Source organism: Pseudomonas sp. W5-01 (assembly GCF_046540435.1).
GTDB lineage: Bacteria > Pseudomonadota > Gammaproteobacteria > Pseudomonadales > Pseudomonadaceae > Aquipseudomonas > Aquipseudomonas graminis_B.
The window spans coordinates 664,977-680,627 of record NZ_JAXCIP010000002.1 but is presented as its reverse complement, the minus strand read 5'-3'; the positions used below and the strand labels follow the sequence as shown (position 1 = coordinate 680,627).

At 61.2% G+C, this 15,651-nt stretch carries 15 protein-coding genes; 7 read left to right on the top strand and 8 right to left on the bottom strand.

Features of this window, described 5'->3' with window-relative positions:
* Positions 1–57: 57 nt before the first annotated feature.
* Genes tssE through tssA form a run of 4 tightly spaced genes read right to left on the bottom strand, consistent with a single transcriptional unit; the run spans position 58 to position 4,084 of the window.
* Positions 58–477 (bottom strand): type VI secretion system baseplate subunit TssE, encoded by a 420-nt coding sequence (tssE, locus tag SLW75_RS08415; protein WP_065988879.1) that lies wholly within the window; start codon positions 475–477, stop codon positions 58–60.
* A 13-nt stretch (positions 478–490) separates the two neighbouring features.
* Positions 491–1,966 carry a type VI secretion system contractile sheath large subunit gene (gene tssC / locus SLW75_RS08410; RefSeq protein WP_065988878.1) on the bottom strand — a complete coding sequence of 492 codons (1,476 nt, stop codon included), beginning with the start codon at positions 1,964–1,966 and terminating at the stop codon, positions 491–493.
* A 25-nt stretch (positions 1,967–1,991) separates the two neighbouring features.
* A complete protein-coding gene (tssB, locus tag SLW75_RS08405; RefSeq protein WP_065988877.1) occupies positions 1,992–2,495 on the bottom strand; it encodes a type VI secretion system contractile sheath small subunit in 504 nt (167 codons plus the stop codon).
* A gap of 32 nt (positions 2,496–2,527) precedes the next feature.
* Positions 2,528–4,084, bottom strand: coding sequence for a type VI secretion system protein TssA (gene tssA / locus SLW75_RS08400; RefSeq protein ID WP_410934151.1), 1,557 nt, complete (start codon positions 4,082–4,084; stop codon positions 2,528–2,530).
* Positions 4,085–4,765: 681 nt separating this feature from the next.
* Here tssA and SLW75_RS08395 point away from each other — a divergent pair.
* Both SLW75_RS08395 and SLW75_RS08390 read left to right on the top strand, forming a co-directional pair.
* Positions 4,766–5,284, top strand: a complete 519-nt coding sequence (locus SLW75_RS08395) for an Hcp family type VI secretion system effector (RefSeq protein ID WP_065988875.1) — start codon at positions 4,766–4,768, stop codon at positions 5,282–5,284.
* A 177-nt stretch (positions 5,285–5,461) separates the two neighbouring features.
* Positions 5,462–5,743, top strand: a complete 282-nt coding sequence (locus SLW75_RS08390; RefSeq protein ID WP_410934150.1) for a hypothetical protein — start codon at positions 5,462–5,464, stop codon at positions 5,741–5,743.
* 11 nt (positions 5,744–5,754) lie between these two features.
* Here SLW75_RS08390 and SLW75_RS08385 read toward each other — a convergent pair whose 3' ends face one another.
* Together SLW75_RS08385 and gcvA are read right to left on the bottom strand one after the other, a co-directional pair.
* Positions 5,755–6,582, bottom strand: a complete 828-nt coding sequence (locus SLW75_RS08385) for a DMT family transporter (RefSeq protein WP_065988873.1) — start codon at positions 6,580–6,582, stop codon at positions 5,755–5,757.
* Between the two features lie 77 nt (positions 6,583–6,659).
* The gene (gene gcvA / locus SLW75_RS08380; RefSeq protein ID WP_410934149.1) at positions 6,660–7,565 is read right to left on the bottom strand and encodes a transcriptional regulator GcvA; all 906 of its coding nucleotides are present in this window, start codon (positions 7,563–7,565) and stop codon (positions 6,660–6,662) included.
* Positions 7,566–7,662: 97 nt separating this feature from the next.
* Here gcvA and SLW75_RS08375 point away from each other — a divergent pair, with 97 nt between their 5' ends.
* The gene (locus tag SLW75_RS08375) at positions 7,663–7,818 is read left to right on the top strand and encodes a hypothetical protein (RefSeq protein ID WP_167355792.1); all 156 of its coding nucleotides are present in this window, start codon (positions 7,663–7,665) and stop codon (positions 7,816–7,818) included.
* A gap of 146 nt (positions 7,819–7,964) precedes the next feature.
* On the opposite strand, the gene SLW75_RS08370 is transcribed toward SLW75_RS08375, so the two are convergent.
* Positions 7,965–8,885, bottom strand: coding sequence for a LysR family transcriptional regulator (locus tag SLW75_RS08370; RefSeq protein WP_410934148.1), 921 nt, complete (start codon positions 8,883–8,885; stop codon positions 7,965–7,967).
* 194 nt (positions 8,886–9,079) lie between these two features.
* Here SLW75_RS08370 and tcuA point away from each other — a divergent pair, with 194 nt between their 5' ends.
* The 3 genes from tcuA to SLW75_RS08355 all read left to right on the top strand — a co-directional run bounded on the left by tcuA (position 9,080) and on the right by SLW75_RS08355 (position 13,045).
* The gene (tcuA, locus tag SLW75_RS08365; protein WP_410934147.1) at positions 9,080–10,534 is read left to right on the top strand and encodes an FAD-dependent tricarballylate dehydrogenase TcuA; all 1,455 of its coding nucleotides are present in this window, start codon (positions 9,080–9,082) and stop codon (positions 10,532–10,534) included.
* Complete coding sequence (gene tcuB / locus SLW75_RS08360) at positions 10,521–11,678, top strand: tricarballylate utilization 4Fe-4S protein TcuB (RefSeq protein ID WP_410934146.1); 1,158 nt, start codon at positions 10,521–10,523, stop codon at positions 11,676–11,678. Before tcuA ends, tcuB begins: the two co-directional genes overlap by 14 nt.
* Positions 11,679–11,740: 62 nt before the next feature.
* Positions 11,741–13,045 (top strand): MFS transporter, encoded by a 1,305-nt coding sequence (locus tag SLW75_RS08355; protein WP_065988868.1) that lies wholly within the window; start codon positions 11,741–11,743, stop codon positions 13,043–13,045.
* 84 nt (positions 13,046–13,129) lie between these two features.
* Here the strand turns inward: SLW75_RS08355 and SLW75_RS08350 are convergent, their stop codons facing one another.
* A complete protein-coding gene (locus SLW75_RS08350) occupies positions 13,130–14,620 on the bottom strand; it encodes an MmgE/PrpD family protein (protein WP_410934145.1) in 1,491 nt (496 codons plus the stop codon).
* A gap of 117 nt (positions 14,621–14,737) precedes the next feature.
* On the opposite strand from SLW75_RS08350, the gene SLW75_RS08345 reads away from it, so the two are divergent.
* Positions 14,738–15,634: a LysR family transcriptional regulator gene (locus tag SLW75_RS08345; protein WP_192130515.1), complete on the top strand. Its 897-nt coding sequence runs from the start codon at positions 14,738–14,740 to the stop codon at positions 15,632–15,634.
* Positions 15,635–15,651 lie beyond the last annotated feature (17 nt).

Genomic DNA, 15,651 nt, shown 5'->3' with positions numbered 1-15,651 from the left:
AACCGCCTGCTGGTGCCTTCCGTCATCGGGTGCAGTCACATGCAGCGTGTCCTGACATCAGGCTTTTCTGTGGTTGACCTGTACCTGACCGCCGCCCTCCAGGCAGGCGGCGAAAGTGACCTGACGCTTGAAACCCTCAACCTCCAGCAGCCCCTCGATACGAAAGGCGAGCCGAAGCTGATCGTTTTCGTGGGGCAGCGCGATGACCTGGACGCTGCTCAAGCGTGGCTCGTAGGTTTCGATGAAAACCTCAATAGCGAGCCGCGCGTTGGTCAACGCGTCATGAAGGCTCAAACGCATGTCGTTGAGATCCGGCAGCCCATAGTCGATAAGCGTCTGAACGCTGCCCGCACGGGTGCTGAGCATCTTGGCCAGATGGGCAGCCACCGATGCCGTCGCAGCGTCTTCGCGGCTCCAGCCAACGCGCTTGTCGGCGTCGCCACCCAGGCGTTCAAAAAGGCTGCCGTACCCAGTCATGCGTCGACCCCCTTCACTCTTTGTCCAGCTTGCCCACCAGCGACAGGGTGAAATCGGCGCCCATATATTTGAAATGCGGGCGCACGTTCAGGCTGACGCGATACCAGCCGGGTTCACCCTCCACGTCACTGACGATGATCTGCGCTGCACGCAGGGGACGCCGACCACGGACTTCAGCGCTCGGATTCTCCTGGTCGGCAACGTACTGGCGAATCCACTTGTTCAGTTCCAGTTCGAGGTCAGTGCGTTCTTTCCAGGAACCCAGCTGCTCGCGTTGCAGGACTTTCAGATAGTGAGCAAGACGGTTGACGATCATCATGTACGGCAGCTGGGTGCCGAGTTTGTAGTTCAGCTCCGCCGCCTTGCCCTCCGCGCTGGTGCCGAAAAACTTGGGTTTTTGAACCGAGCTGGCGGAGAAGAACGCCGCGTTGTCCGAGCCCTTGCGCATGGTCAGGGAGATAAAGCCCTCCTCCGCCAGCTCGTATTCACGCCGATCGCTGACCAAGACTTCGGTCGGGATCTTGGTTTCGATTTCACCCATGCTTTCGAAGTGGTGCAGCGGTAAATCTTCGACTGCGCCACCGCTCTGGGGGCCGATGATGTTCGGGCACCAGCGGAATTTCGCGAAGCTGTCCGTCAGCTTCGTACCGAAGGCGTACGCCGTGTTGCCCCACAGGTAGTGCTCATGGCTGTTGGCAACGGTTTCCTTGTAGACGAACGACTTGACCGGATTCTCCTGCGGGTCGTACGGGTTGCGCAGCAGGAAGCGCGGCACCGTCAGCCCGACGTAGCGGGCGTCTTCCGACTGACGGAAGCTCTGCCATTTGGCGAACTGCGGGCCCTCGAAATGATCCTTCAGATCTTTCAGGTCTGGCAGGCCGGTGAAGCTTTCCAGGCCAAAGAACCTGGGGCCGGCGGCGGCGATAAATGGCGCGTGGGACATGCAGGCCACGCTGGAAACGTACTGCATCAGCTTCACGTCCGGGGCGCTGGGGGACATGAAGTAGTTGGCGATGATCGCCCCCACAGGCTGCCCACCGAACTGACCGTACTCGGCGGTGTAGATATGCTTGTAGAGACCGGCTTGCATGACCTCGGGGGAATCTTCGAAATCTTCCAGCAAGTCCTCTTTGGACACGTTGAGGATTTCAATCTTGATGTTCTCGCGAAAGTCGGTCCGCTCGACCAGCAACTGCAAACCACGCCAGGACGACTCCAGAGACTGGAAGTCCGGGTGGTGCAAAATCTCGTCCATCTGACGCCCCAGCTTGGCGTCGATCTCGGCAATCATGCGGTCAACCATTGCCTTCTTGACCGGCTCACCCGCATTTTGGGGTTTGAGCAGTTCCTCGATAAACGCCGACACGCCGCGCTTGGCGATGCCATAGGCATCCTCATCCCGAGGCAGGCGAGTTTCGGCAATGATGCTGTCGAGAATGCTGAACTCGCCGGGTTCTTTGCCCTGCTGCTGCGCTGGTGTAGTACTCATGGTGTTGGCTCCTTGGCAGATGGACTCAGGTGTCCTGGGCGGCGGCGTTCAAACCCAGCTCGCCCAGCACGCGACCGCGGGACTCGTCGTTGGCGAGTACGCCTTCAATGGCTTTGCGAAAAGCGGGCGCGTTCCCCAGCGGTCCTTTGAGCGCCACCAGGGCGTCGCGCAGTTCCATGAGTTTTTTCAGTTCCGGCACTTGGTCGACCAGCGAGGCCGGATTGAAGTCCTTCATCGACTTGACGTGCAGTTGCACCGCCAACTCCTCATTCCCTTCCTCCGCTTGGAGACGGTTGGGCACGCTCAGCGTGAGGCTCAGGGCCTGCTTCGCCAGCACCTCGTCAAAGGTCATCTTGTCGATGCTGATGGGCTTGCGCTCTTCGACTTTTCGCTCGTCTTTTCGCAAGGTGTAATCACCGATTGCGAGCAGCTTCAAAGGCAGCTCGATCTCTTCCTGCGCACCCCCCGTGGCGGGCTTGAACGTGACGTTGATACGTTCTTTGGGGGCTACCGATCCTTCTTTGGCCATGGCCGTTCTCCTGGTAATTAGGGCCCTGGGGCCTATTCAAGTACGACTTCGAGGTCGAGGTGGCACAGCCTGCGATAAACCTCTTCCTTGCGTTCCCGGGCGCCATGACCCTGGGGCAGCAATTCGAAACAGCTGTGCAAGAGATGCAGCACCTGCAGCGCAAGATCAGGCTCCCAGGCATTGATGCCTGAGTCCTGCAGGGTTTGGTCGAGGGTTTCGAGCTGGGTCTTGGCGAGTTCGTATTTCCTGGCGGTGAAGCACAACCGGGCCAGGGCGAATTGCCAGAAAAATCGTGCACGCTCGCCCCGGGCGCTGTGCAGGCCCTGCTTCAGGCGCTGGACAGCGGCCCTGAGGCCGTCATCGCGCAGCACCGAGACCGCACACTCCAGGGCGTCTTCCCAGACCGGCTGGTTATCTGTGGTGTCGACGCTGCGAGGCGCGCTGGCAGCCTGCAGGCGAGGTGTGACGCTGGCGCCAATCCAGGCGCGAGTCGCAGGGTCCGCAAACGGGGTGCCGTCGTGGAAACGAAGCTCGATGACCCCGGGGAGCCGCTGAATCAACAGCGCGAACTGGATTTCTACCTCACGCATTGCCACCTCGGCTTTCAGCGCGTGCAGGCACTCCCAGACCATTCGCTGGCCATCGAACCAGAACGGCGCCTTTGCCAGACTCGCCTCCAGCTCGATAATCAGATCGGCGTAGCTGCCCTGATCGTATCGGTCTCGATAACATTTGAGCTTGTCTGCCGGGAGCCCGCGCAGCGCGGTGATGTGCTCTGAGTTGCGCTCCGGCAATGCCTCGATCGGCAACCACAGCAATGTCCGGTTCAAACGCAACGCGCGCAGATCGCTGGCTTTCTGCTTGAGCCACCAGGCACACAATGAGCGCCCGCTATCCTGCTGAAACCGCAGGGACTTTTGCGCGTCTTTCTCGCTGTCGATCAGCGCAGTTGAGGGGAGCGGCGGAGTGGCAGACGGCTTGACTGGCGCATCAGCGCCTCCGGCAATCCTGGCGTCAGGCAGGTTGTGAACCGTGTGCCGGGCCATGTTTTTCAAACGCCGGGACACCGGCAAGAGCAACGGTGCATCGTCGCCCATGTGCTGTGTGAACACCGCATCAAGGTCTTCGAGCATCTCGACGAGGCGACTGAACAGCGGCGACTGCTCTTTGATAGCGACGTCATCAAACAGCACTTGCTCAAGACGGGGGAGCAGCCAGCCGATGGCTGCGGAACGGGTGCGGGCCTTGACGGGATGAACTTCATCCCAGTGGCGTACGCAAAGATGGTGAAGAAGCCCAAGTCCTGCCAACAGCCCCTGGAAAGATTCACGCTGATACAGGGCCCACGTCAGCCAAGCCCCGACGCGCAAATCTTTGGATTGGGTGCGAAGCAGGTTTTCACTTTGTTCACGCACGTTCAGCCAGTCGATCTGGGCCGTTTCATGCATGGACTGAGCTTTATTAACCTCGTTTTCCAACGCCTCGTATTCGTTTGAAAAACGAATGTCTTCACCCGCGAAGCTCACAGTGGATATGCAGGCTTGGGCAGCTTCAAGATAATATTCAGACAGTGGACTTGAATAAGACATTCGAGATCTTCAGCGTAAAAACGCGCCAACGACAGACACTTAAATCGGCGAGCCTGACGAAATTAAAATACAAGCGAAGTGGGCAACCGACATGTAACAAAACGTCTACCCATCAGAGGCCGCGAATAGTACTCAGCGGTAATTACACTATCAAGCTTTCTATAAACGCGATATTTCCACTAGCCTTGTAGGAAGTTTCTCTGAATACCGGGGATTCAGAGAGACTTCTTTCATGAATCTTTTTTATCGATGATCGAACGGCGGAAAACATAGGGTTCAGAGGTCAGAACCGGAGCCTGGAGATCATGCAGCCCCCCCATGCCTGGCTGGATCATTCTTACTCAGCTGCCTGCACTCACTCGCAACAAGCACTATCACTGGGCCTCCATGCGCAAGAAGTTGCGCACTGCCTGAACGAAAAATCGCTGAGCGATAACTTGCAGCCCTTATATCCCGACCTCTGTAGCCAAATGCGCAAGAAGTTGCGCAGCGCTGTGCAACTTCTTGCGCACATCACGGCAGAAAACTTTCCCCTTCACCGGCAAAGAACCGTTTAACCCCCATCAAACCCATGTTTTACAGGGATGAGTTCTTACATGGCACGAAGCTTGAACTAACACCACTGTCCACCAGGCGAACTGGCTGTAGGGCACTTTAATTTATGAGGCAAGGAGCATCTTCATGGCAACACCAGCGTACATGTCCATCACAGGCACCAAGCAGGGCCTGATCACCGCGGGCGCTTTCACCGCAGACTCGGTCGGCAACACGTTTCAGGAAGGTCACGAAGATCAGGTCATGGTGCAAGGGTTTCAACATGAAATGATCATCCCCCGCGACCCGCAGTCGGGTCAGCCGACCGGTCAGCGTGTTCACAAGCCGGTCAAGATCACCAAGGTGTTCGACAAGTCTTCACCGCTGTTGCTGGCAGCCTTGACGTCGGGCGAACGCCTGACCGAGATCACTATCCAGTGGTATCGCACCTCGGCAGCCGGGACACAGGAGCATTACTACACCACTAAACTCGAGGATGCGATTATCGTCGACATCAAAGACTACATGCACAACTGCCAGGACCCGTCGAACGCTCACTTCACCCATCTGGAAGACGTGGAGTTTACCTACCGCAAGATCACCTGGACCCACGAAGTCTGCGGCACGTCGGGCTCCGATGACTGGCGCTCGCCGGTGGCTGGCTGAGTCCGGCTGACCCTCAAAATCCCGGCCGGTAAGACTGGCCGGAATTTCCGAGCCTTCGCGGCGCGGGCTAGCGGATTATGCGGCAGATGCGCTGTCCAACCCCATGTTCGCGGGATCGGCTGCACATCCGTCCCGCGCCCTGTCAGCCCGCGACCGATGTGCTCGCCTGGAGGCCCCATGAATCTGCACACGCCCCTGACCGACGATGCGGGCTCTGCCCCTCAGCAGGACTGGTTCTCAGAGGAGCACCGCGCCCGGATCGACGAGCTGATTGCCAGGCTCAACACCAGTGACACGCGGGAAAGCGTGTCGCGTTACCACGCCATGGCCGAGGGGTATTTGTTGGGACTGCTGGACAGCTATCACGTGAGCGTCGAGCACCACGACGCCGTACGGCAATACCTGCACAACCTGGCCATTGCGCGTTTGAAGGCGGTGAAACCGAAGCTGCGCAAGTGAGCCTGCACGGCTCAGCCAATAATGATCGTGCCGGCCGCAATGACCACGCACGCGAGGATTTTGCGCACGGTCAGCGACTCGCCCAAAAACAGATACCCGAGCAATGCGGCAAACAGCACGCTGGTTTCGCGCAGTGCCGACACGGCCCCCATCGGCGCGAGAGTCATCGCATAGATGACGATGCCGTAAGCAAGCAGCGACACCACGCCTCCGCCCAACGAGGCGACCAAACCGGGCCGGACCGTCAGCAGACTGCGTGCGCCCCGCAGACCGATGTAAGTGATCGGCATCAGCACACCCCACAGCGCGCACATCCACACGGTGTACGCCATCGGCGCGCCGGACAGACGCCCGCCAATGCCGTCCGTCACGCTATAGGCCGCAATGAAACAGCCGGTGCCCAACGCATATGGAAGGCTGGCCGTGTCCAGTTTCCGGCCTTTGAACGCCAGAGAAATAATCCCCGCTGACACCAGTGCAATGCCGATCATCGCGCCGGTCTCGACCACCTCCCCCGCAAATAGCGACGCACACAGCGTAATCAGCACCGGCGATGAGCCCCGGGAGATCGGGTAGGTTTGCCCGAGGTCGCCGCTGCGGTAGGTGCGCACCAGAAACAGGTTATAGCCGACATGCAGCAGCGCAGAGAGCACCGCGTAAGGCCAGCTCTCCGGAGCCGGGGCGTTCATGAACAGTACCCCGGCCAGGCTGACGACGGCCACCGCCACGCACATGATGGTCATTGACCAGAGCTTGTCATTGCCGCCGCGCAGCAACGCGTTCCAGCTGGCGTGCAGCAGAGCGGCGAAGAGGATTAACAGAATGATATGGGTCGGCATGGGGCGGATCTTAGTCAGGCTGACCCACAAAACGGAAGCGAAGTCTGCTCATCGAATCATGAGCAATTGCTCATGCCTCAGCCATAACTAAGCCCGGCTGCAGTCGATTCCCTGATCAACCAGTCGCGAAAACTTGCCACATGGGGCTGCGTTTCGACCCCCTTCGGGCAAACGAAGTAATAGGCCACCGGCGAGGGAAACGGCACGTCGAACAACCTGATCAAACTGCCGTCGCGCAGCTCTTTCTCCACGTGGCCACTTCGAACAAGAGCGATGCCCTGCCCTAACAAGGCCGCCTCCACGGTCATGTTGGTGTCGGGAAAACGCACGCTCTCCTTCAGCGAGGTGACGCCCAGGCCGATGCTCTGAAACCACACCTCCCATTTGGGCACCAGGTCGGAACCGTCCCGGGCCAACAGCGGATAGCGCAACAGCTCGGCCGGCTCCCGGGGCATGCCGAAGCGCTTGAGCAAGTCGGGGCTCGCCACCGGAAAGATGTGCTCCCTGAACATGAATTCCGAGTGCAGCGCGGGGTAGCTGCCGCCGCCCAGGCGGATCGCCACGTCGGCCTCGCCGCTGGCAAAGTTGATCGCGGTGTCTGTGCTGTCCAGCGTGACGAGGATTTCCGGGTGCAGCTGGGATAGATTGGGCAGGCGCGGCAACAGCCATTTGAGCGCGTAGGAATAGGTCGTGCTGACCTTGAGCCTGACCCGGCCGTTCTCTTCCCGGAGGTCCGCAAGCGTCGCCTCCAGGTTCATGAAAAACGTCCGCACGATGGGCGCCAGCGCTGCACCGGCCGGCGTCAGGCTCAACGTCTTGCCACGCTGAAACAGCTGCACGCCCCAGATGTCTTCCAGATTTTTTAATTGGTGACTCACGGCACTTTGGGTAACGTGCAGCTCCTCGGAGGCGGAGGTAAACGTCCCGTGACGGGTGGCAACTTCGAAGGCGCGCAAGGTGGCGGTGGGTGGCAGGTCTCTCATCTCATCGGGCCTCGCGGGCGTGAACGCAGCGGCTCACACCATGAATGACGGCTCATGGTAGAACATTATTTAGATCGACAGAGGGAACGACTTACTCATGACCGGGCAGATCATCTACAGCGTGAAAGGCGAGAGCGACGAACTCAAGGCGGCAGTCACCAACGCTCAGGCCACTTTCAAGTTCTTCTGGCGCGAAACCGCCAAGCCCATGACCGCGCCGGAGCTTGCTTTTCGGGAAGGCCGCCAGCGTTAAAGTGGTGCCTGCCGAAGAAGGCCGGACGCTCATCAGTCATCGATATTGAAGCAGTGCGCTCAGTCAGCGACAGTGAGTGAAAAACCAGGTGCAGGACCGGCTTTAGCCGGGAAGCCTGTAGATGGACCGCCGCAGGTGGCCGCGGCTCAAAGCAAGGTCGCCCCGGGCCACTCGCGCTTCTCCACCAACTCCCTCACCACATCCCGAATCACCACCCGGACCGCCAGCGCCGCAGGCGAAAGCTCGTCGTCCGGCAAACTGGCCAGGGTGTTGCGGCGCATCAGGTGCTTCTCGTGAATCTGCACCACACACAATCCCGACCCGGCAAAGCGTGCCGCCGCAGCCCCGGGCTGAAGGGTGGCGGCGACGCCGTGGCGCACCACGTCCATCAAGGTCGCCAGCCCGTCGATCTCCATCACCACGTTCAACGGCATGCCGGCCGCTTCGAAAGCGTTCGCGAGGGTGGCGCGCAGGCCGTGGCCGCTGCTCGGCAGCACCAGAGGAATGTCGCCGATCTGCGCGAGGCTGAGGGTGTCGCCAGGGGGAATGCCGGGGAAGCCCGGGGCGTGTAGCAGGGTTACGGCTTCGTCGAGCAGCGGAATCATGGTCCAGCGCCGGGCGATGTCGGCCTGGAACACCACGGCGAGGTCCAGCTGTCGCGCGCTGAGCTGGCTGGCGAGGTAGCCGGAGAGCATCTCCACCAGGTGCAGCTGGATGTCCGGATAACGCGCGCGCATCGCTTCGATCAGCGGCAACGCCAGGACGCTGGCCGTGGTCGGTGGCAGGCCAACGCTGACGTAGCCGCGCATCCGCCCCCGTTGCGCGGCCTGCACGGCGGCGTCGGCCTGGCGCAGGGTCAGTTGCGCATGGTGCAGAAACGCCAGGCCCGCCGCTGTCGGGCTGACGCCGGTGGAGGTGCGATTGAGCAGGCGCGTGGCCAACTCGTCTTCGAGCTTGCTCATCTGCTGGCTCAAGGCGGACGTGCCGACATTCAGTTCCAGGGCGGCGCGCCCCAGGCTGGTCATCTCGACGACTTTGACGAAATAGCGAAGTTGGCGCAGTTCCACAGGGGCTCCTCGTTGAGCTATGACGCAAGCTGCGGAAAGTCAGCCGTCAAAGGATACGTATTCCGAGCAGCCTAACCCTTTACTAAAACTAAAGCCCCCTCGCCTTAACCCGCCTTTCGGCCAGCGGCGCCTGTCCCTACTGTTCATCACCGCCAGTTGCACTCTGTCCAGCGCTGGCGTGACGAGGAGTGATGATGGTTGATGTTCTGGTGATCGGCGGCGGTAACGCGGCCTTGTGCGCCGCGTTGATGGCCCGGGAAGCCGGTTCCAGCGTGATGTTGCTGGAAGGCTCGCCGAAAGTCTGGCGCGGCGGTAATTCGCAGCACACCCGCAACCTGCGCTGCATGCACGATGCGCCGCAGGATGTGCTGATCGACACCTACCCGGAAGAGGAATACTGGCAAGACCTGCTCAAGGTGACCGGCGGCCTGACCGATGAAAAGCTGGCGCGCATCGCCATTCGGGCCTCCGCCACCTGCCGCGACTGGATGCGCTCCCACGGCGTGCACTTCCAGCCACCCTTGTCGGGCGCCTTGCACGTGGCGCGCACCAACGCGTTTTTCATGGGCGGGGGCAAAGCCCTGATCAACGCCTATTTCCGCAGCGCCGGACGTCTGGGCATCCAGATTCGCTACGACGCCCAAGTCACTGACATCGAGATGAAGGACGGCGCGTTCGTCGCCGCTCACGTCGGTGAGCGGGAGGTGGATGGGCAGTTGCTCCCCGCTGAGCGCATCGAGGCGAGGTCTTGTGTCATGGCGGCGGGCGGTTTCGAATCCAACCGTGAGTGGCTGCGCGAAGCCTGGGGCCAGAACGCGCGCGGAGAATGGCCGTCGGACAACTTCCTGATTCGCGGCACGCGCTTCAACACCGGCGTTTTGCTACGGCGCATGCAGGACCTCGGCGCCGACATCATCGGCGACCCGACCCAGGCACACATGGTGGCCATCGACGCCCGCGCCCCGCTCTACGACGGCGGCATCTGCACGCGGATCGACTGTGTGTCTCTGGGCGTGGTGGTCAACCGCGACGGTGAACGTTTCTACGACGAAGGCGAAGATTTCTGGCCCAAGCGCTATGCGATCTGGGGACGTCTGGTGGCCGGTCAGCCGAATCAACAAGCGTTCTCGATCATCGACCAGCAAGCCGTCGGCCGCTTCATGCCGCCGGTTTTTCCGGGCACCAAGGCCGACACCCTGGAAGCGCTGGCGGGGCTGCTGAATCTGCCGGAAGCGACCTTCGTCAAGACCGTCGAGGACTACAACCGGGCCTGTCAGGTCGGCACCTTCGATCACACCGCCCTGGATGACTGCCACACCGAAGGCCTGACGCCGGCCAAGACCCATTGGGCCCGGCCGCTGGTCAAGCCGCCGTTTTACGCCTACCCGCTCAAGCCGGGGGTGACCTTTACCTACCTCGGGCTGGCCACCGACGACACCGCCGCCGTGCACTTTCAGGGCAAGCCCAGCCCCAACCTGTTCGTCGCTGGCGAGATGATGGCCGGCAACGTATTGGGCAAGGGTTACACGGCGGGCATCGGCATGGCCATCGGCACTGCGTTCGGCCGTATCGCCGGCGTGCAGGCAGCCGCCTCAGCGGGCTTCGGTCCCTCTTCAGCGCAATCGGAACTTCGACATGCAACTGTTTGATCCACAAGCGCCGAGCGCCTTGATCCCGGTCCTCAACCTGCAGGAGAGCGAAGTCGAGCGGCAGATGACCATCTGCAACGCCTGCCGCTACTGCGAAGGTTTCTGTGCGGTATTCCCGGCCATGACCCGTCGCCTCGAATTCAATCAGGCCGACATTCATTATCTGGCGAACCTGTGTCACAACTGCGGCGCCTGCCTGTCGGCCTGTCAGTACGCGGCGCCCCACGAATTCGCGATCAATGTGCCCAAGGCCATGGCCAAGGCGCGTCTGGACACCTACGCCGAATACGCCTGGCCCAAGGCGCTGGGCACGTTGTACCAGCGCAATGGCTTGACCCTGGCGCTGGCGTCAGGGGCCGGTCTGGCGTTTTTCCTGTGCCTGACGCTGATGGTCATGGGCAACCTGTTCACCGCCATGCCGGGCGGCAACTTCTACGGGATCTTCCCGCACAACACCCTGGCCCTGATGTTCGGCGCGGTGTTCGGCTTTGCCGTGCTGGCGCTGAGCATCGGCGTGGGGCGATTCTGGCGCAATGTGTCGCCCGCACAATCGACGCTGCCATTGAAGGCCAGCGCTGCATTGGAAGCGACGGCCAACGTCGCCCAGCTCAAGTACCTGGACGGCGGTCACGGCGAAGGCTGCACCAACGCTGACGATAAATTCACCTTGTGGAGACGGCGTTTTCACCACTTCACCTTTTACGGATTCATGCTGTGCTTCGCCGCCACCGGAACGGCGACGCTGTATCACTACTTGCTCGACTGGTCGGCGCCCTACCCGATTTTCAGCCTGCCGGTGATGCTCGGGATGGTTGGTGGCATCGGCCTGCTGGTGGGCCCGGCCGGGCTGCTGTGGATGAACCTGCGGCGCAACCCGGACCAGGGTGATGAAAAGCAGAAGCCCATGGACCGCGGCTTCATCGCCCTCTTGCTGCTGGTGAGCGGCAGCGGTCTGGCCCTGCTGGCGTTCCGCGAAAGCAGCGCATTGGGCCTGTTGCTGGCCATCCATCTGGGACTGGTCATGGCCTTCTTCCTGACCATGCCCTATAGCAAGTTCGCCCACGGCATCTTTCGCAGCGCCGCGTTGCTCAAGTACTCCATCGAAAAACGTCAGCCGAATCCGATCAACGCGGGCAGTGACTGAAGCCCGCAACACCGATGCACACACGTTGCCCACTCCATAAAAACAAAGAGTCCTGATTAGCCATGAACAGCACCCCCACCCCCGAAGCCACGCGGTCGCGCGCCGCGAAAGTCGGCGCCATCATCCGCGTCACCAGCGGCAACTTTCTCGAACAGTTCGACTTCTTTCTGTTCGGGTTCTACGCCACCTACATCTCCCAAACCTTCTTCCCGGCCAGCAGCGAGTTCGCCTCGCTGATGATGACCTTCGCCGTGTTCGGCTCCGGCTTTCTGATGCGTCCGCTCGGCGCGATCGTGCTGGGCGCGTACATCGACAAAGTGGGTCGGCGCAAAGGCCTGATCGTGACGCTGGCAATCATGGCCTGCGGCACGGTGCTGATCGCGCTGGTGCCGGGTTACGCCACCATCGGCGTCGCTGCACCGGTCCTGGTGCTGCTCGGACGGTTGCTGCAGGGCTTTTCGGCGGGGGCTGAGCTGGGTGGCGTGTCGGTGTACCTCGCCGAAATCGCGACCCCGGGCCGCACCGGCTTCTACACCAGTTGGCAGTCCGCCAGTCAGCAGATCGCAATCATCCTCGCCGCCGCGCTGGGCTACGGCATCAGCACGTATATGCAGGCCAGTGAGATCGCCGCGTGGGGCTGGCGCATTCCGTTCTTCATCGGCTGCGTGATCATCCCGTTCATCTTCGTGATCCGTCGCTCCCTTGAAGAGACCGAAGCGTTCAAGCGCCGTTTGCACCATCCCAGCACCCGCGAAGTGTTTCGTTCGATGCGCGAAAACTGGCGCACGGTGCTGGCCGGCGGGTTGCTGGCGTCGATGACCACCACGACGTTTTACCTGATCACCGTGTACACCCCGACCTTCGGCCGAACCGTGCTGCACCTGAGCACCACTGACAGTCTGGTGGTGACGCTGTTTGTCGGGCTGAGCAATTTCATCTGGCTGCCCATCGGTGGCGCATTGTCTGACCGCATCGGGCGTCGGCCCCTGTTGCTGGGCATTTCGCTGCTGTGCATCCTCACGGCCTACCCGGCGATGCACTGGCTGGCGGAAGCGGCAAGCTTCGAGCGGCTGCTGGCAGTCTTGCTGTATTTCTCATTCTTCTTCGGCATGTACAACGGCGCGATGGTCGCAGCGCTGACCGAGGTCATGCCCCAGGAAGTGCGCGTGGTGGGGTTCTCGCTGGCCTTCAGCCTGGCAACGGCGGTGTTCGGCGGCTTCACCCCGGCGATGTCGACCTTTCTGGTGCAGGCGACGGGGGACAAAGCTTCGCCGGCGTTCTGGCTGATGTTTGCGGCGATCTGCGGATTCGGTGCGACGCTGGTCTTGTATCGCCAGCGCGCGCAGGTCGTTGCGGCGGCGCCGTGATTCGCTGAGGCGATGGGCGACAGTGTCAGGCAAAAGGTCTCGAGCCACCGTCGCCCTCCCCTGGGCTGTTGACGATCAACGCTGTCAGGCTGCAGACACCGCGGCTTTGCTGATGTCTGCCGCTGAGGCCAACTTTTCCACATCCCAACAGGTACGCATCAGCTTCCGAGCCTGGCTGTCCGGCAATATGCCTTTGGCCAGGTCGAGGAATTTCGCCTCAAGCTGCTGATCGGACATGGGGACCTCGACGCTGCCGAGTGCATGTTCGATGAATTTGTGCAGGGTGCGCCCGTCGTTGAGCGTGATGGTCATGTCGACCTGCTCCGGCCTGATCGCCGGATCCACCGTCGCCACGACCTTTTCCCGCAGGGTGATCACCGCCGGGTCGAGCACTGCCTGATCACTGTACTGCCGCTCCCCGGCCGCGCCCTGAATGATGGCCACCGCAACGGAGTGATAGATGCTGAACTTGCCTTCAAGGCCGATTTTCGGCGTCTTCTTGCCGGTGAGTTCGATGACCAGCGGGTGGACTTTCAATTCGACCCTGGCGATCTGGTCGGCGGTCAGCGTGTACTGATTGCGCAACTGGATGGCCGCATCGAGGGCCGGATGAATCACGATCCCGCACGCAAACGGTTTATAGGTGTTGAGCGCCGCCTCGTAGTGGGTGCCGAGCCCTTCAGTGATCTGGCTGAAGTCCTGCTTGGTGCTGATGGTGTGCGCCCAACCGCGTTTGGCCTCGATCATCCCGTCCGAACTGGTGAAGTTCTGCGCCGCCAGCAGGGCTGCGAACAAGCCGTTACTGGCCGCGCGACCTGGATTGAAGCTTTTGTTCATGGAGCCGAAGGACTCCCGCAGCCCTACCGGTTGTGATGCGGCGAGGCCGAGCGCCCAGACCATTTGCTGCTCAGTGAGCCCAAGCAGCTTGCCCGCCGCCGCGGCAGCACCGAATACCCCCGCTGTGCCAGTGATATGCCAGCCGACATCGTAGTGGTTTGGGTAAACGGAATTGCCAATGCGGCATTCGGTTTCAACGCCGAGTATCAATGCATTGAGAAACTCGGTGCCCGAAACCGGGCGGTATTCCGACAGCGCAAGAATCGCCGAGACCACTGGGCCCGCCGGATGGATGATGGTTTTGAGATGGGTGTCATCGAAATCGAAGATGTGGCTTGCTACGCCGTTCAGGAAGGCGGCGTTCATGATGTCGAAGCGCTCGGTGCGACCGAGCAGACCGGCCTGAGCCGCGCCCGAGAAAGGCTTGAGCGCCGCAATGGCGCGTTCCACGGTTTCGTGATGAGACCCGCCCACCGCCACGCCGACCCAGTTCAGCAGGGTGCGGCACCCTTCTTTGCGGACGTTCTCCGGCAGATCTGTGTACTGCGCTTTGACCAGATAAGCCGCCAGCAGGCGGGTCACGCCCTCCCCATCCGACGGCTCATTCGTTTTAGCGGCGATGGTGGCGTTTGAGACAGCGGCGGCAGGCTGGGCGGCGAAGACAAAGCCCGGTGCAGCGCTGGCGACAGAGGCAACGGCGCCAGCCTTCAACAGGGTGCGGCGGTTAAAAGGGTTCATGGGTGATCCTGTGCTTATGATTATGTGGATGCACGTGCGAGTGCGCACCGGGTCATCATGGCGTACAACCCACCCCAAGTTAATTGCAATAATAATGGGAACTTATGCATGGCCAACATGAATGTCGAGATGGGCGATTTACGTGCGCTGGTGGCGGTTGCCGAACTGGGCAGCTTCAGTGCCGCTGCGAAAGAACTGCACCTCTCCCAGCCAGCGTTATCCCGGCGCATTTCAAAACTGGAGGCCAACCTGGGCGTCCGTTTGCTGGAACGGACCACCCGACGCGTTGAACTGACCGCAACCGGACGCGAGTTCTCGCGCAAGGCGCGGCTGGTGGTGCACACGTTCGAGGAGTCAATGCTGGGGATAAGCGAGGGCAGCGGCAGGATGCGCGGCGAGGTGACCATCGCCTGCGTGCCCACAGCGCTGAACCATTGCCTGCTGGGCACGTTGAAGGCATTTCAGCAGCTGTATCCGCGCATTCTGGTTCGAGTGCTGGACGACGGCGCGAGTGACGTGCTGTCTACTGTGGTGCGCAATGAAGCCGATTTCGGTGTGAACTACATCGGCGCGCAGGAGGCCAACCTGCAATTCACGCCGATCTTCAAAGAACGATTCGTGATGATCTGCCGCCGCGACCATCCCCTCGCCACCCGGGCATCCGTCACCTGGGCGGACCTCAATCGCCACGATTACATTGCCGTCACCAAAGCCAGCGGAAATCGGCTCCTGCTTGACCTCGCGCTGGCGGGCGTACCGGAACTTCCGGAGCCGCTCTGTGAAGCCAGGCATGTGCGCACGGTGGTGGACATGGTTGCTGCCGGGCTGGGGGTCGCCGCAGTTCCGCAACTGGCGATCCCTGCGCACCTTGCCCATACCGAGTTATGCACCGTTGCGCTGACAAGGCCAGTGGTCAATCGCACCATCGGGCTGATCAGGCGCAGAGACAGAATTCTCTCACCCGCGGCCGAGCGCGCTTACCAGATGATTGCAGCCGCCGCCTTGGCGCAGTGAACTCACGGTCGACGAGG

What these genes read in the sequence shown, in the direction of transcription:
- tcuA (WP_410934147.1), top strand. Translation starts at nt 9,080, where the DNA reads ATGGTTGATGTTCTGGTGATCGGCGGCGGTAACGCGGCCTTGTGCGCC.
- SLW75_RS08350 (WP_410934145.1), bottom strand. Translation starts at nt 14,620, where the DNA reads ATGAACCCTTTTAACCGCCGCACCCTGTTGAAGGCTGGCGCCGTTGCC.
- tssC (WP_065988878.1), bottom strand. Translation starts at nt 1,966, where the DNA reads ATGAGTACTACACCAGCGCAGCAGCAGGGCAAAGAACCCGGCGAGTTC.
- SLW75_RS08390 (WP_410934150.1), top strand. Translation starts at nt 5,462, where the DNA reads ATGAATCTGCACACGCCCCTGACCGACGATGCGGGCTCTGCCCCTCAG.
- tssA (WP_410934151.1), bottom strand. Translation starts at nt 4,084, where the DNA reads ATGTCTTATTCAAGTCCACTGTCTGAATATTATCTTGAAGCTGCCCAA.
- tssE (WP_065988879.1), bottom strand. Translation starts at nt 477, where the DNA reads ATGACTGGGTACGGCAGCCTTTTTGAACGCCTGGGTGGCGACGCCGAC.
- tssB (WP_065988877.1), bottom strand. Translation starts at nt 2,495, where the DNA reads ATGGCCAAAGAAGGATCGGTAGCCCCCAAAGAACGTATCAACGTCACG.
- SLW75_RS08395 (WP_065988875.1), top strand. Translation starts at nt 4,766, where the DNA reads ATGGCAACACCAGCGTACATGTCCATCACAGGCACCAAGCAGGGCCTG.
- SLW75_RS08355 (WP_065988868.1), top strand. Translation starts at nt 11,741, where the DNA reads ATGAACAGCACCCCCACCCCCGAAGCCACGCGGTCGCGCGCCGCGAAA.
- SLW75_RS08375 (WP_167355792.1), top strand. Translation starts at nt 7,663, where the DNA reads ATGACCGGGCAGATCATCTACAGCGTGAAAGGCGAGAGCGACGAACTC.
- SLW75_RS08385 (WP_065988873.1), bottom strand. Translation starts at nt 6,582, where the DNA reads ATGCCGACCCATATCATTCTGTTAATCCTCTTCGCCGCTCTGCTGCAC.
- SLW75_RS08345 (WP_192130515.1), top strand. Translation starts at nt 14,738, where the DNA reads ATGAATGTCGAGATGGGCGATTTACGTGCGCTGGTGGCGGTTGCCGAA.
- gcvA (WP_410934149.1), bottom strand. Translation starts at nt 7,565, where the DNA reads ATGAGAGACCTGCCACCCACCGCCACCTTGCGCGCCTTCGAAGTTGCC.
- tcuB (WP_410934146.1), top strand. Translation starts at nt 10,521, where the DNA reads ATGCAACTGTTTGATCCACAAGCGCCGAGCGCCTTGATCCCGGTCCTC.